General features: G+C 62.0%; 14 protein-coding genes. 7 read left to right on the forward strand and 7 right to left on the reverse strand.

Annotation, left to right across the window (positions count from 1 at the left end; translation table 11 throughout):
* The first annotated feature begins 42 nt into the window (after window positions 1-42).
* Window positions 43-741: a response regulator gene (locus AC1RMX_RS23205; protein ID WP_102620456.1), complete on the forward strand. Its 699-nt coding sequence runs from the start codon at window positions 43-45 to the stop codon at window positions 739-741.
* Here the strand turns inward: AC1RMX_RS23205 and AC1RMX_RS23210 are convergent.
* On the reverse strand, window positions 738-1,775 hold the full coding sequence (locus AC1RMX_RS23210) for a patatin-like phospholipase family protein (protein ID WP_096821052.1): 1,038 nt from the start codon (window positions 1,773-1,775) through the stop codon (window positions 738-740). The genes AC1RMX_RS23205 and AC1RMX_RS23210 overlap by 4 nt on opposite strands.
* Window positions 1,776-1,992: 217 nt before the next feature.
* Here AC1RMX_RS23210 and AC1RMX_RS23215 point away from each other — a divergent pair, with 217 nt between their 5' ends.
* The 3 genes from AC1RMX_RS23215 (at window position 1,993) to AC1RMX_RS23225 (ending at window position 4,031) form a co-directional block, all read left to right on the forward strand.
* Window positions 1,993-2,271, forward strand: coding sequence for a hypothetical protein (locus AC1RMX_RS23215; RefSeq protein WP_096821053.1), 279 nt, complete (start codon window positions 1,993-1,995; stop codon window positions 2,269-2,271).
* A gap of 77 nt (window positions 2,272-2,348) precedes the next feature.
* Window positions 2,349-3,116 (forward strand): CHAD domain-containing protein, encoded by a 768-nt coding sequence (locus AC1RMX_RS23220; protein ID WP_102620455.1) that lies wholly within the window; start codon window positions 2,349-2,351, stop codon window positions 3,114-3,116.
* A gap of 120 nt (window positions 3,117-3,236) precedes the next feature.
* The gene (locus AC1RMX_RS23225; RefSeq protein ID WP_096821055.1) at window positions 3,237-4,031 is read left to right on the forward strand and encodes an acyl-CoA thioesterase; all 795 of its coding nucleotides are present in this window, start codon (window positions 3,237-3,239) and stop codon (window positions 4,029-4,031) included.
* Window position 4,032: 1 nt separating this feature from the next.
* Here AC1RMX_RS23225 and AC1RMX_RS23230 read toward each other — a convergent pair whose 3' ends face one another.
* From AC1RMX_RS23230 to AC1RMX_RS23240, 3 genes are all read right to left on the reverse strand, one after another.
* Entirely contained in the window at window positions 4,033-4,398 is a 366-nt protein-coding gene (locus AC1RMX_RS23230; protein ID WP_119429646.1) for an Mpo1-like protein, read from the reverse strand.
* A gap of 119 nt (window positions 4,399-4,517) precedes the next feature.
* Window positions 4,518-5,996: a methyl-accepting chemotaxis protein gene (locus tag AC1RMX_RS23235; protein WP_096821056.1), complete on the reverse strand. Its 1,479-nt coding sequence runs from the start codon at window positions 5,994-5,996 to the stop codon at window positions 4,518-4,520.
* 121 nt (window positions 5,997-6,117) lie between these two features.
* A complete protein-coding gene (locus tag AC1RMX_RS23240; RefSeq protein WP_493073112.1) occupies window positions 6,118-6,924 on the reverse strand; it encodes a TatD family hydrolase in 807 nt (268 codons plus the stop codon).
* Between the two features lie 236 nt (window positions 6,925-7,160).
* Between AC1RMX_RS23240 and AC1RMX_RS23245 the strand changes: the two genes are divergently transcribed.
* The 3 genes from AC1RMX_RS23245 to AC1RMX_RS23255 all read left to right on the forward strand — a co-directional run bounded on the left by AC1RMX_RS23245 (window position 7,161) and on the right by AC1RMX_RS23255 (window position 9,684).
* On the forward strand, window positions 7,161-8,582 hold the full coding sequence (locus AC1RMX_RS23245; RefSeq protein ID WP_493073114.1) for an MltF family protein: 1,422 nt from the start codon (window positions 7,161-7,163) through the stop codon (window positions 8,580-8,582).
* Window positions 8,583-8,689: 107 nt separating this feature from the next.
* Entirely contained in the window at window positions 8,690-9,124 is a 435-nt protein-coding gene (locus tag AC1RMX_RS23250; protein WP_096821059.1) for a DoxX family protein, read from the forward strand.
* Between the two features lie 251 nt (window positions 9,125-9,375).
* Window positions 9,376-9,684 (forward strand): hypothetical protein, encoded by a 309-nt coding sequence (locus AC1RMX_RS23255; RefSeq protein ID WP_096821060.1) that lies wholly within the window; start codon window positions 9,376-9,378, stop codon window positions 9,682-9,684.
* 3 nt (window positions 9,685-9,687) lie between these two features.
* Here the strand turns inward: AC1RMX_RS23255 and greB are convergent, their stop codons facing one another.
* The 3 genes from greB to AC1RMX_RS23270 are packed head-to-tail and all read right to left on the reverse strand — an operon-like array spanning window position 9,688 to window position 13,407.
* The gene (gene greB, locus AC1RMX_RS23260) at window positions 9,688-10,185 is read right to left on the reverse strand and encodes a transcription elongation factor GreB (RefSeq protein ID WP_003226818.1); all 498 of its coding nucleotides are present in this window, start codon (window positions 10,183-10,185) and stop codon (window positions 9,688-9,690) included.
* A 34-nt stretch (window positions 10,186-10,219) separates the two neighbouring features.
* Window positions 10,220-12,724 carry an ABC transporter permease gene (locus AC1RMX_RS23265; RefSeq protein ID WP_493073116.1) on the reverse strand — a complete coding sequence of 835 codons (2,505 nt, stop codon included), beginning with the start codon at window positions 12,722-12,724 and terminating at the stop codon, window positions 10,220-10,222.
* Window positions 12,724-13,407: an ABC transporter ATP-binding protein gene (locus tag AC1RMX_RS23270; protein WP_085710774.1), complete on the reverse strand. Its 684-nt coding sequence runs from the start codon at window positions 13,405-13,407 to the stop codon at window positions 12,724-12,726. The genes AC1RMX_RS23265 and AC1RMX_RS23270 overlap by 1 nt, the downstream gene beginning before the upstream one ends.
* Between the last annotated feature and the right edge of the window lie 9 nt (window positions 13,408-13,416).

Genomic DNA, 13,416 nt, shown 5'->3' on the forward strand with positions numbered 1-13,416 from the left:
CTGCGCTACTCTCTTGCCACTCTTTTGTGTTGATGTGAACTCATGACTCAGACCGCGACCATTTTGGTCATCGATGATGAACCGCAGATCCGCAAGTTCCTGCGCATCAGCCTCGTATCCCAAGGCTACAAAGTGCTGGAGGCCGGCACCGGTGCCGAGGGCCTGGCCCAGGCGGCGCTGAACAAACCTGATCTGTTGGTACTCGACCTCGGCCTGCCGGACATGGACGGCCAACAAGTTTTGCGCGAGTTTCGCGAGTGGGCTACGGCGCCGGTGCTGGTGCTCTCGGTGCGCGCCAGTGAGGGGCAAAAGGTCCAGGCGCTGGATGGCGGCGCCAATGACTACGTGACCAAACCGTTCGGTATTCAGGAGTTTCTCGCTCGGGTCCGCGCGTTGTTGCGCCAGGCGCCGGCCGGAGAAGCGCAGCAAGCGGCGTTGGTGTTTGGCCCGCTGACGGTGGACCTGGCCTATCGCCGGGTGCTGCTCGACGGCGTCGAAGTCGCCCTGACCCGCAAGGAGTACGCCGTGCTGGCGCAACTGGCGCGGCACCCGGGACGGGTGATCACCCAGCAGCAATTGCTCAAGGACATCTGGGGCCCGACCCACACCGAGGACAGTCATTATCTGCGGATCGTGGTCGGGCATCTGCGGCAGAAACTCGCGGACGATCCCACCCGGCCCCGGTTTATCGTGACCGAGGCCGGCGTTGGTTATCGGTTGTTGAACGAGAACAGCCTTTAGTTCTGTTCACTCTCGTAGCGATCCAGCGTATCCCTGGCAATCTCGCGACCCAGCGCGATCAATTCCGGCGCCTTGTAGAACTCGAAGAACCGGCACACCCGCTTCGGCACGTTGATCAGGATGTCCGGCGGATACCCGGCGATCTTGTACTGCGCCAGCGAGGTCTGCATCACCTCGAAACTCTGGTTGATCAAGTCCAGCAATGACGCCGGCCCGACGTTATCGATGATGAACGAACCGGTGGCGGATTTCGGGGCGCCGTCGCGTTCGGGGGCGGCGGCCGGTTGCTGGGTTTCAGGCTCCGCGCCTTCGACCCACGGATTGATTTCCGCCGCTTCGGCGCGCAGTGCTTCCTGTTCCAGCAACAGCAATTGCTCGGCCTGTTTGCGGCGGAACGGCATCTTCGATCCCAGCGAACTGATCAGGCTGTCGAAGCGTGTGCGAAACGCCGCGGGACGCTGTATCACCGGTAATTTGTAATGACGCTGGTTGGTCGAGTTGAGATTGACCGCGATGATCAGATCGCAGTGGCTCGACACCACCGGCACGATCGGCAGCGGGTTGAGAATCCCGCCGTCCACCAGCATCCGGTTGCCTTGCATGACGGGCGTGAACAGGCTGGGAATCGCCGCCGAGGCACGCATCGCCTGATGCAGGCAACCTTCCTGAAACCAGATTTCCTGTTGATTGGTGAGGTCGGCGGCCACCGCCGTGTAGGGGATGCGCAGGTCTTCGATGTTGATCTCGCCGACGATCTTGCGGATCTGGCCGAAGACCTTTTCGCCACGGATCGCGCCGAGTCGGAAACTCACGTCCACCAGACGCAGCACATCGAGATAATCCAGGCTTTCGATCCAGTTGCGGTACTCGTCGAGTTTGCCGGCGGCATAGATCCCGCCGACCACGGCGCCCATCGAACAACCGGCAATACAGGCGATGTCGTAACCACGCCGTTCAATCTCTTCGATGACCCCGATATGGGCATAGCCCCGGGCGCCACCGGAGCCCAGCACCAGTGCGACACGCTTTTTCATCAGACTTCCTCCCGACAGGTTTTCACAATGCACCCATCGAGGGCCGGGCTACAATCGTCACGGTCGCTCGGGGTGGCAGTGGCGTCGTTATTTCGATACTTCATGACCCGCTGGCGTTATCTTTCGTCGTGCGGTGGATTCGCGGGGCACAAGGCACTTTTTCGCCGCCGAACCGTCTTAACTGCACGACTGTTGACCTATCTTTGAGGTGTAAGTGATGAAAGCCTGGATCTGTGTGCCCTTGATTGCCCTGGCATTGGCCGGTTGCGCCGGCAAGACCGCCTACCGCGACAGCTGCGGCAGCCAGCTCGACGCGGCGTGGCATGAACTGGATCTGGCCAAGGCCGAGGGTTTCGCCGGCACGGTCAGCTACTCCAAAGCCCTGTCGTTGCTGACAGCGGCCAAGACTCAGCAGCAATTCGAGGGATTCGAGGGTTGCAGCAGAAAAGCCGAGAAGGCGCGTTTCTACATTCGCGAATCCCGTGCCGGGCGCTAAGCTGCTGACGTAGCGCAAGTGCAGGTGCCTTGCGCAGGTGCACACTCATGCAGCGTCATTGAATTCAGGAGCAAGTAATGTCTGCGTTGGTTGACCGGTTGGTGGCTCATGTCCTGAGCCTGGAAGTCAGGCTGCTGGCCTGTCAGGCACGTTTGACCGCTCGAACCGACCCTGAGGCGCTGCATGATCTGCGAACCACCGTGCGCCGCTTGCGCAGCCTGTTGCGGCCGTTGCGCGGCTTGCCCGGTGTCGAGCAACTGGAAGTCGCGGCGGCTGGCGTCGGGCAACTGACCACGCCATGGCGCGACCGCGAGGTGCTGGCGGCGTACCTGCTCGAACATGGTCAACCTGAGGCCGCGCAGCGGCGCATGGCGCAGATGGCCGAGGCTTATCCGGCATTGGCGGCCAGTGCGGAAGTGGCTTCGCTGCTGATGATCCTCGACGCGTTTCCGCGTTTCCTGCGGGCGTCCCAGCGTCAGGGATTGCTCAATGACTTGGACAAACGCATCGAAAAACGCCTGGGCAAACAATGGAAGAACCTCGACGTGGCGCTGCACGATCCGGCCCACGACCGTCATCGCTTGCGCCTGCTGATCAAGCGTGTGCGTTACGGCATCGAAGCCTATCCCGAACTCGATCGCCTGCCGAAACCCGCGTTGGAGCGTCTGAAGTCCGCACAGGGCGCGCTGGGCGACTGGCACGATTGCTGGCAATGGCTGGCAAAGGCCGAACAGGAAGCGGATCTGCAACCCTGCGTCGCCACCTGGCAGGCAACCATGATCAAGGCCGAAAGCAAGGCGGACCGGGTGCTGGAAAAGCTCAGCGCCGCCTGCTTCAAGTCCTGAAACCCTCTTCAGCTCGGCGCGCTGTCTTATCTGTCAGTCTCTTTGACCGGAATGGACGCTGCGCCGCTCTGCCGCGCTGGTTAAGATCCGGTCATTCCCTTTTTCGTGTCCGAGGTTCCCATGCGCTTCTGCGATCTGATCGATGCTGTCCGCCGTCAACCGGAGGTCACCATTCCGGCCGAGTGGGGCCAGGGCCGGGCCAGTTTTGGCGGATTGGTTGCCGCGCTGCAATTTGAAGTGATGCGCACTCGGGTGCCAGCCGATCGGCCGGTGCGTTCGCTGGCCATCAGTTTTGTCGGCCCGGTCGAGCCCGAGGTGCCGGTGAGCTTCGAGGTCGAGGTGCTGCGCGAAGGCAAAGCGGTCATTCAAGTGCTGGGACGCGCCGTGCAGAACGGCCAGGTGGTGACGATGGTGCAAGGCAGCTTCGGTGCTTCGCGCCCGTCGGAAGTGGCGGTTGAAGCCTATCCGGCGCCCGAGATGAAGCATTGGGACGACTGCCAGGAGCTGCCGTACATCAAAGGTGTGACCCCGGAGTTCATGCGCCATCTGGCGATGCGCTGGAGTGTCGGCGGTATGCCGTTCACTGGTAATCAGTCGCGGCTGATGGGCGGTTGGGTGCGCTTGCGTGGGGATGTGAAGGAAGAACCGGTCAACGAAGCGCATCTGCTGGCGCTGGTCGATGCCTGGCCGCCCGCGCTGTTGCCGTACCTGAAGAAACCGGCACCGGGCAGCACGCTGACCTGGACCATCGAATTCGTTCAGCCATTACACGACTTGAGCACGCTGGACTGGTGCCAATATCTGGCGGACATCGAGTATGCCGCCGACGGCTACGGCCACGTTGCTGCCAAGCTGTGGAGCGCCCAGGGTGAGCTGATCGCCATGAGCCGGCAAACGGTGACGATCTTCGCCTGACTCAATGACGGCGGTGACGTTCGCGCCAGGCGCGATACCAGCCACCGCTGAGTAAGAACCGTGGGAAGGTCAGAAACTGCTCGACCAGCAGGCGCGATACCGCGTCCTTGCGATCACTGAAAGGCTCGGAGGCTTGCGCCTCCAGGCTGTGGCCGTGGCGCTGCAGACCCAGCGCCGCGACGATCCCGATCACGCCAATCGCCACGCTCGCCAGACTCAGGCTGAACACGCCCGAGACGATCAACAGAAACGCAACGATGAACAGCGGCACGGCGATCAGGTGCAACACCAGATTGGTCGGGTGCTGATGATTGGCCGGGTACGCGCGCCATTGCCACGCGGGAAGGTTGGGGTGACGTTTGCCCATGTTGTTGCTCCTCAATCCATGTTCGATTCATGGTTGAAGAATAGGCCCGGGCGGGCAGGGCGGCGAATCAAGGTTGGCTATTGCAGTGATAGGGACAATGGCCATTCTTGATGTTGTCCCTAGAGCTTCAACTGACCGATCGCCTTGTTCAGCTCACCGGCCAGCGTCGCCAGCTCGTTGCTGGTGGTCGCCGAATCCACGGTCTGCTGCACCGTGTTCTCGGTCACATCACGAATGCTCACCACCGCGCGGTTCATCTCTTCGGCTACCTGACTCTGCTGTTCTGCCGCTACCGCAATCTGCGTGTTGCTCTCGCGCATCTGCGCCACCGCCCCGGTGATCTCCGCCAGCGCTTCTCCTGCCTCTTGCGCTTGCTGCACGCAGTCGTCGGCCTTGTAGGAACTCTCCTGCATGAAGTCCACCGCATCGCGAGTGCCGGCCTGCAGCGCCGACACCATGGTGGTGATTTCATCGGTGGAGGTCTGCACGCGCTTGGCGAGGTTGCGCACCTCATCGGCCACCACCGCAAACCCGCGACCCATTTCCCCGGCACGGGCCGCTTCGATGGCGGCGTTGAGGGCCAGCAGATTGGTCTGTTCGGCGATGCTGTGGATCACGCTGACCACGCCGTTGATCTTCTGGCTGTCCTCGGCCAGACGCTGGATCATTTCGGCGGTCTGCTGCACGCCGCTGGACAGGCCGGCAATCGAATGCTGGACGCGGGTCACCACTTGCTGGCCGCTGCCAGCCAGCCCGTCGGCGGTCTGCGACAGGTCGCGAGTGGCGCCGGCGTGCTGGGCGATGTGGTAGACGGTGGCGGTCATTTCGTTGATGGCCGTGGCGGCCTGATCGGTTTCACTCTGCTGGCCGAGCATGCCATGACGCACCTCGTTCATGCTCGATGCCAGCCGCGCAGCACCGACGTCCAGTTGCCGCGCGGTGTTGGCCACGGTGGTGACCACCCGCTGGTAGCCGGCCTGCATCGCGTTGAAGGCATTGGCCATCTGACCGACTTCGTCCTTGCAGGCCAACGGCACCCGGGCCGAAAGATCGCCGGTTTTTTCAACGTGCAGCATCACGTCCTTGAGCGTGTTGAGCTGGCTGAGCAGGAAGCGGATCAGCAACTGTGAAGCGCCGAGCATCGCCAACATCAAAATGAACACTGCCACCGCATAGTTGGCGAAGCGCTCACTGAATACCTGGCTCAGGCTTGGTGCGAAAGCAATGACGGCGACCTGGCCATCGGCGCGGCTGAACACCTCGGCGCCGAGCAACGGGTTTTCGCCGAACAGCGGCAAGTGGCTGATGTCGACCCAGCCGTTGCTGTCGGTGATTTCCAGCAGCGGTTGATCGTTTAGGCGCGGCGCTTCACCGCGTTTGAAGGTCAGCACCTGATCGCTCTTGGGCAGTGCCTGACCTGCGGGCCAGGCCTTGAGCAATTGCGCTTGTGCCTGCGCCGAGGCCTGCGCGGCATGGCTGCGGGCCTGTTGTTCGAGCTGCACCGCGTACAAGACCAACAACAGGGTGGTGACGAAGGCGACCGCATTGACCGCCCAGAATTTGTATTTCAGCGAGATATTGCTAAGCCAGGCACCCATGGAGGTCTTCTCTGATAGCGGAAACAGTTTTGGCAAGGTGCCATTATTGTGCCGCTACGCAGGTGTCCGGATCTTGATGTGCATCAACAAGTGATGCATTCGCCGCGCTTGTAGAAGTGTTTCAGGGCAGGGCAGGCAAACCGTAGAACGCCCGGGCGCAGGCGGTGGTGTGGGCCGCGAGGTCTTCCTCGCTTTCACCTCGATGCAGCGCCACTTCACGCAACACTTCGGTCAGATACGCCGGCTCGTTTCGTCCGTTCTTCGGTTTTGGCCGTAGTGTGCGCGGCAACAGGTAAGGCGCATCGCTTTCCAGCATCAACCGACCCCGCTTGATCTCTTTCACCAACGGGTGCAAATGGGTGCCGCGACGCTCGTCACAGATCCAGCCAGTGATACCGATGTGCAGGTCGAGGTCGAGGTAACTGAACAGCGCTTTCTGCTCGCCGGTGAAGCAATGCACCACGGCGGCAGGCAACTGATCACGAAAATCACGGAGGATTTCCAGCAGGCGCTGGCTCGCATCGCGCTCATGGAGGAACACCGGCAATTGCAGTTCCACGGCCAGGGCCAGATGTTCTTCGAGGACTTTTTCCTGCTGCGGGCGCGGCGAGAAATCACGGTTGAAATCCAGCCCGCATTCACCCACCGCCACCACGTTCGATTCCTTCAGCAGACTGCGCAGACGCCGTGCGCTGTCGGCGTTCCAGTCACTGGCCGAATGCGGGTGAATACCGGCGGTGGCGAACAGTCGCTGCCCGTCCGGATCCAGTTGCTGGCACAGTTCCAGCGCCTGTTCGCTGCCCTCGACGCTGGTGCCGGTGAGCACCAGTTGGCAGACCCCGGCAGCGTAGGCGCGGTCGAGCACGGCCTGATGTTTGTCGGCGAAACTGGGGTTGGTCAGGTTGACGCCGATATCGATGAGTTGCATGGTGCTACCTCGGGCCGAAGGCCGGAAAGCATATCAGAGCGGTAGATTTAAAAGAAAAGCCAAGAACTACAACGGCTTATGGCTGTCTGTTGAGGCCGCGAGACAGGATGGGGTGACAGAGTTGCCATCACTGTGCCAGTCTCTCGCACTTTATCAGCGCTTCAGGCGCTCTGTTTTCGTCGGTGTTTTGCGACCGCTCAGCGGTGAAAACACCCCGTATTCTTTCCGGAGAGTGGATGATTCGTCCCTCGGTTTTGCTACTGCTGTGTGGATCGTTGCTGCTGCCGATGACGGCGGTCGCGCGCCTGCCCGGGCCGCTGCAAGCCGTGCCGGCCGCCAAGGTCCGCGACCTGACCGAAATCCGCAACAGCCGCGTGCTGCGGGTGCTGGTCAACCAGAGCCGCAACAGCTCCGGCGAAGTTCAGGGCCAGACCATCGGCGTCGAATATCACCGTTTGCGTGCCTTCGAGCAGTACCTCAATGGCCACGCCCGCGACGGCCAGGAAATCACCCTCAAGATCATTCCCAAAGCCAAGGATCAATTGCTCGGCGCGTTGCAGCGTGGCGAAGGCGATCTGGTAGCGCCGGGCGAGCTGCTCGATCTGCAACCGGGTCACGCGGTCGCCAGCAGCGAGCCGATCGCCAGCAACGTGCCGCTGGTGCTGGTCGGCATCAAGGGTGAGAAGCGCTACACCAAGGTCGAGCAACTCGCCGGCAAAACCCTGGCGCTGCCCACCGGCAGTGCGGCGGGGGAGGCGGTCAGCCAGCTCAACCAGAAACTGGCGCTGCACAAACTGGCGCCGATCAAGATCGAATGGGTCGATCCTACGTTGGCCGTCGAGGACGTGCTGGAAATGGTCCAGGGCGGGATCTTCCACCTGACCATCGTCGAGCAACCGATTGCCGAGCGCTGGGGCAAGATCCTGCCCAAACTGCGCTTCGACCGGCAGTTGATGATCAGCGAGCCGGGCGAAGAGTACTGGTTCGTGCGGCGCGATGCCGCGATGCTGCGAGCGAGCATCGACCGCTTCCTGACCGGCTACAAGACGCCGTCGAACGAAGATGCAGCGTTTCTGCGGATCTACCGCCGCCTCTATCAAGTGCACTATCCATTGGCCAAGGCTGACCGCCAGCGCCTGGAAAAACTGCGTCCGACCCTGCAAAAACATGCCGAAGCGCAGAACATGGACTGGCTGAACCTGGCAGCGCTGGCGTTCAAGGAGTCGGCACTGCAACCCAGTGCACGCGGCGGCGGAGGCCCGACCGGGCTGATGCAGATCACCCCGTCCGCCGCACAGCGGGTCGGCGTCAACAACATCCAGAATCTCGATGCGAATGTGCAGGCCGGAGCCAAGTACCTGGCGATGATCCGTCGCAAGTTCTTCAACAGTCCCAAGCTCAACGAGCGCGAGCGCATGGCGTTCACCCTGGCCGCCTACAACATCGGCCCGGAGCGTGTGCAGGGCATGCGCGCCGAGGCCCGACGCCGTGGGCTGAACCCGAACCAGTGGTTCTTCCAGGTCGAGCGCATCGCGATGGAGCAGGTGGGCATGGGCGCCGTCAGCTATGTTAATAGCGTGAACAAGTATTACTTGGCGTTCGACCGGGAGCGGGAGTCGTTGGAGCCCCGGGGACAGAAAGTTGTCTCACGCAAATGATCTAATAAGTTGATTGTTATGGCGGAATATTTGCGCTTTTAACATAAATTTAACTGATTAATATGGCGGCCAACCAACAAGCACTTCTCACAACAAGGAATCGAAACATGAGCTCTCTGATCAACAAGGTCCTGTTCACCCGCGCTGGCTACGGTCTGACCATTCTGCGCATTGCCGTCGGTGTGATCTTCGCCGCCCACGGTTCGCAGAAACTCTTCGGCCTGTTTGGTGGCTACGGCCTGGCCGGCACTGCGCAATACATGGAAAGCATCGGTCTGACCCCGGGTTACCTGATGGCGACTCTGGCGGGCGGTACTGAGTTCTTCGCCGGTCTGGCATTGATCATCGGTCTGCTGGTTCGCCCGGCGGCACTGGGGCTGACCTTCCTGTCGCTGGTCGCGATCTTCTCGGTGCACATCCACAACGGTCTGTTCATGGCCAACAACGGTTACGAGTTCGCCCTGGCCCTGCTCGGTGGCAGCCTCGCGGTGCTGATCGAAGGCGCCGGCAAACTCTCGGTGGATCGCGCCATCGCCGGTTGACCGCTCTGGTTCAAGCAAAAAGGCCCGCATTGTGCGGGCCTTTTTTGTTGCGGCTGATTCTTGACACTGGCTGGTCACGTTCTCTAGGATGCCGCTCATGCGCCGATTTAAACAGCTACTTGCGGGGCGCCAGGTGACTATTCTTCAGTTGCCGTCAGAAGCCGGAACAGGGCTTCGAAATACCGCTAAAGCGCTGGTTCGGTGTTGCCTCTCACCTGCCATGCAGACTTTTGAGGCAGAGACACGACACGATGAATGCACTTCGCCCTCCAGCACGTCCCGCGCCGATCACGGCACATATCACCCAGCGCAATCCAAAAATCCTGCTTGGCGGCAAACACCAGCCGACGCTGTTGCGTTATCTCGATGGCTGGCCACGTCGCAGCGGCGGTCCTGCCGCCTTCCTGATCCAGTTTGTCGAAGATGGCGAGTCGCTCGCGCGTTTTGCCGATGACAGTTTCGACCTGGCGGTGATCCAGTCGCCCAACGCTGAAGACGCCCCGGAAATGATCCGTCAACTGACCCGCGTTGCCCGCCAGGGGCTGATTGCCCGACGCTGAGCGTCAGGGATAGTCGATCGCCACGATGTAGACGAATTGCTCGCCGGTTGGCGTCTGTACCCGAACTTCGGCGTCCAGCGCCTTGCCGATCAGGGCGCGGGCCAGCGGCGAGTCGATGCTGATCAGGCCCAGTTTCAGATCCAGCTCATCCGGGCCGACGATACGGTAGCGCGACTGTTTGCCGTCTTCGTCTTCGATGGTCACCCAGGCGCCGAAGTAGACCTTGTTCGGGTCGCTCGGTTTTTCACTGACGACCTTCAGGGCTTCAAGGCGTTTGGTGAGAAAGCGCACGCGGCTGTCGATCTCGCGCAGCATCTTCTTGCCGTAGGTGTACTCGGCATTCTCCGAACGATCACCCTGAGCCGCCGCTTCGCTGACCGACTGCGTCACCTGCGGGCGGCGCACATGCCACAGCTCATGGAATTCGGCGCGCATCCGCGCTTCACCTTCGGGGGTGATCAGCGCGGTGCCGGCGGTGCGGGGAGGGCGATAACGGCTCATGGCAACTTCTTGTGGTATTGAGGGCTGGAGTCTATCAATCCTCGCGCAACACTGTCAGCGGGCTCGCATTCAGTGCCCGACGGGTGCCGAACACACCGGCGCCACCGATCAGGGCCGCACCGATCAACGGCAGCACCAGCAACCATGGATGCGGGTGCCAGGGCAGGTCGAACGCGAAGCGATACAACACCAGACTCACCACTTCCGAACCGATGGCCGCCAGCAACCCGCTGACCGCGCCGAGCAAGCCGAACTCGATCCGCCGTGCCTTGACCAGCAACTGCCGTTCCGCCCCCAGCGCACGCAACAATGCGCCCTGGCGAATGCGTTCATCGAGGGTTGCCTGCAACCCGGAAAACAGCACCGCCATCCCGGCCGCCAATACAAACAACAACACGTACTCTACCGCCAGGGTGACCTGAGCGAGGATGCTGCGCAGCTGTTCGAGCAAGGCTTCGACTTGCAGGATGGTCACCGCCGGGAATGCTCGTGACAACTCGACAATCTGCTGGTCGTGACCGGGCGCCAGATAGAAGCTGGTCAAGTAGGTCGCCGGCAGATCTTTCAAAGTGCCGGGCTGGAAGATCATGAAGAAGTTCGGCTGGAAGTTGTCCCAGTTGATCTCCCGCAGGCTGGTGACCTTCGCTTCGCGATTCACTCCGCCAACGGTGAACACCAGGTGGTCGCCGAGTTTGAGTTTGAGGCTTTCGGCGACTTTGCCTTCCACCGACACGCCGGGCGCATCGTCCTGTGACTGATCTTTCCACCACTCACCGGCAGTGAGCTTGTTGCCTGCCGGCAGGTCAGCGGCCCAGGTCAGGCTCAGGTCGCGCTGGATCGCCCGGTCACCGGCCGAGTCCTTGCTGACGATCTGCTGCACCGCTTCGCCGTTGATGCTGATCAGTCGTCCCGGCACCACCGGATACAACGGCGCAGCCTGAGCCGAGACATTGATCAGGTGGTCGGTGAAGGCCTGCTTGTCCGCCGGCAGGATGTTCAGGGCGAAATAGTTGGGGGCGTTTTTCGGTAGCTGGTTTTGCCAGGTGTCGAGTAATTCACCGCGCAGCAAAGCGATCAGCGCCATCGATAGCAAGATCAGACCAAATGCCAGGGACTGTCCGGCCGCCGCCAGCGGGTGACGCAGTAACTGGCCCAAGCCGAGACGCCACGGCAGCGATGCACGAGCCAGCAGACGACGCAGGCTGTTGAGCAGCAGCAACAGCAAACCACCCAGCACCAGTGCGGCGACCACGCCACCGCCAAGCAAGGCAAAGGTCAGCAACAGATCCAGGCTCAGGCGCCACATGATCAACCCGAGCGCACCGAGCGCTGCGCCGTAGACCATCCATGTGCTCGACGGAATCGGCAGCATGTCCCGGCGCAAAACCCGCAGCGGTGGAACGCGGCCCAATGCGGCCAGTGGCGGCAAGGCAAAACCGGCCAGCGCAACGAGCCCGGTGCCGATCCCCGCCAGCGCCGGCAGCAAGCCACCCGGCGGTACGTCGGTCGGCAGCAGATCATGCAGCAGCGCAAACAATCCCAACTGGGCAAGCCAGCCAAGCAGGGCGCCGCTGAGGCTGGCGAACAGGCCAAGCACCGCCAGTTGCAGGCTGAACAGGACCATGGTTTCCCGGCGAGACAAACCCAGGCAACGCAACAGCGCACTGGCATCGAAACGGCGGCTGGCGAAGCGATTCGCCGACAACGCCACCGCCACGCCGGCCAACAGTACAGCGACCAGACTGGCCATGTTCAGATAACGCTCGGCCTTGCCCAATGCACCGCCGATCTGCCGGTTGCCGTCGCGGGCATCCTGAATCCGCTGGTTGGCGGCAAGGCCCGGCTTGATCAGTTGGCGATAGGTTTCCAGCGCGTTGGGTTCACCGCGCCACAATTCGCGGTAGCTCACCCGGCTGCCAGGCTGGACTACGCCGGTCGCGGCGAGGTCGTCGAGGTTGATCAGCACCCGTGGCGTCAGACTGTAGAAGTTGCCGGCGCGATCCGGCTCGTAGGTCAACACCCTTGTGAGCTTCAAGGTCTTCATGCCGACGTCGATGCTGTCGCCAATCTTAAGGTCCAGCGCCGTGAGCAGGCGCGATTCGACCCAGGCTTCTCCCGGCTGTGGTTCGCCGCCTGATTCTTCGGCAGCAAACGGCGCTGGTGCACTTTTCAGCTCACCACGCAGCGGATAGGCGCGGTCGACGGCCTTGATGCTCGACAACTGAATGCCGTTATCGGTGGCGATGACGCTGGAGAATTCAACGATCTGCGCATGGTCGAGGCGCAGCTCGGTGCCGCTCTTGATCTGTTCCGTTCGGGCGGGAGAACTGCCTTCGAGCACCAGGTCCGCGCCAAGAAATTCGGTGGCGCGCAAGGTCATGGCACCATTCAGACGAGCGCCGAAGTAGCCGATGGCGGTACTCGCCGCCACGGCCACCAGCAAGGCAAAGAACAGCACCCGCAACTCCCCGGCGCGGGCATCGCGCATAAGTTGGCGCAGGGCAAGGCTGAACAGACGCAACAGCGGCAGACGTGCCATCAAGGCTCCAGGGGGGCGACCAGCAGGCCGGCTTCAAGTCGGATCAGGCGCCGGCAGCGATGGGCCAGGCGTTCATCGTGGGTCACCAGCACCAGGGTGGTGCCGCGTTCCTTGTTCAGTTCGAACAGCAAATCGCTGATGCGCTCGCCGGTGTGGCTGTCGAGGTTGCCGGTGGGTTCGTCGGCGAACAGCACATCCGGCTCGGCAGCGAAGGCTCGGGCAATGGCGACACGCTGCTGCTCGCCACCGGAGAGCTGGCGCGGCGAGTGCGTCAGGCGCTGACCGAGGCCGACCCGCTGCAGCAATTCGGTGGCGCGACCGCGGGCGTCTTTGCGGCCGTCGAGTTCCAGCGGCAGCATGACGTTTTCCAGGGCGTTGAGACTGTCGAGCAACTGGAATGATTGAAAGACGAAACCCACGTGTTCGGCACGAATGCGTGCGCGCTGGTCTTCGTCGAGGTTGCTCAGGGACTGGCCGGCGAGAACGACTTCGCCGCTGCTTGGCAGGTCGAGGCCGGCGAGCAGGCCGAGCAGGGTGGATTTACCGGAGCCGGACGCGCCGACGATGGCCAGGCTGTCGCCCTTGTTCAGTTCCAGGCTGAGTTCGTGCAGGATGGTCAGTTCACCTTCCGCGCTGGGAACCACTTTGCTAAGGTTCTTCGCGGTGAGAATGCTTGCGCCCATGGAGAATCC

This window comes from Pseudomonas sp. GW822-FHT03F04, assembly GCF_058801405.1.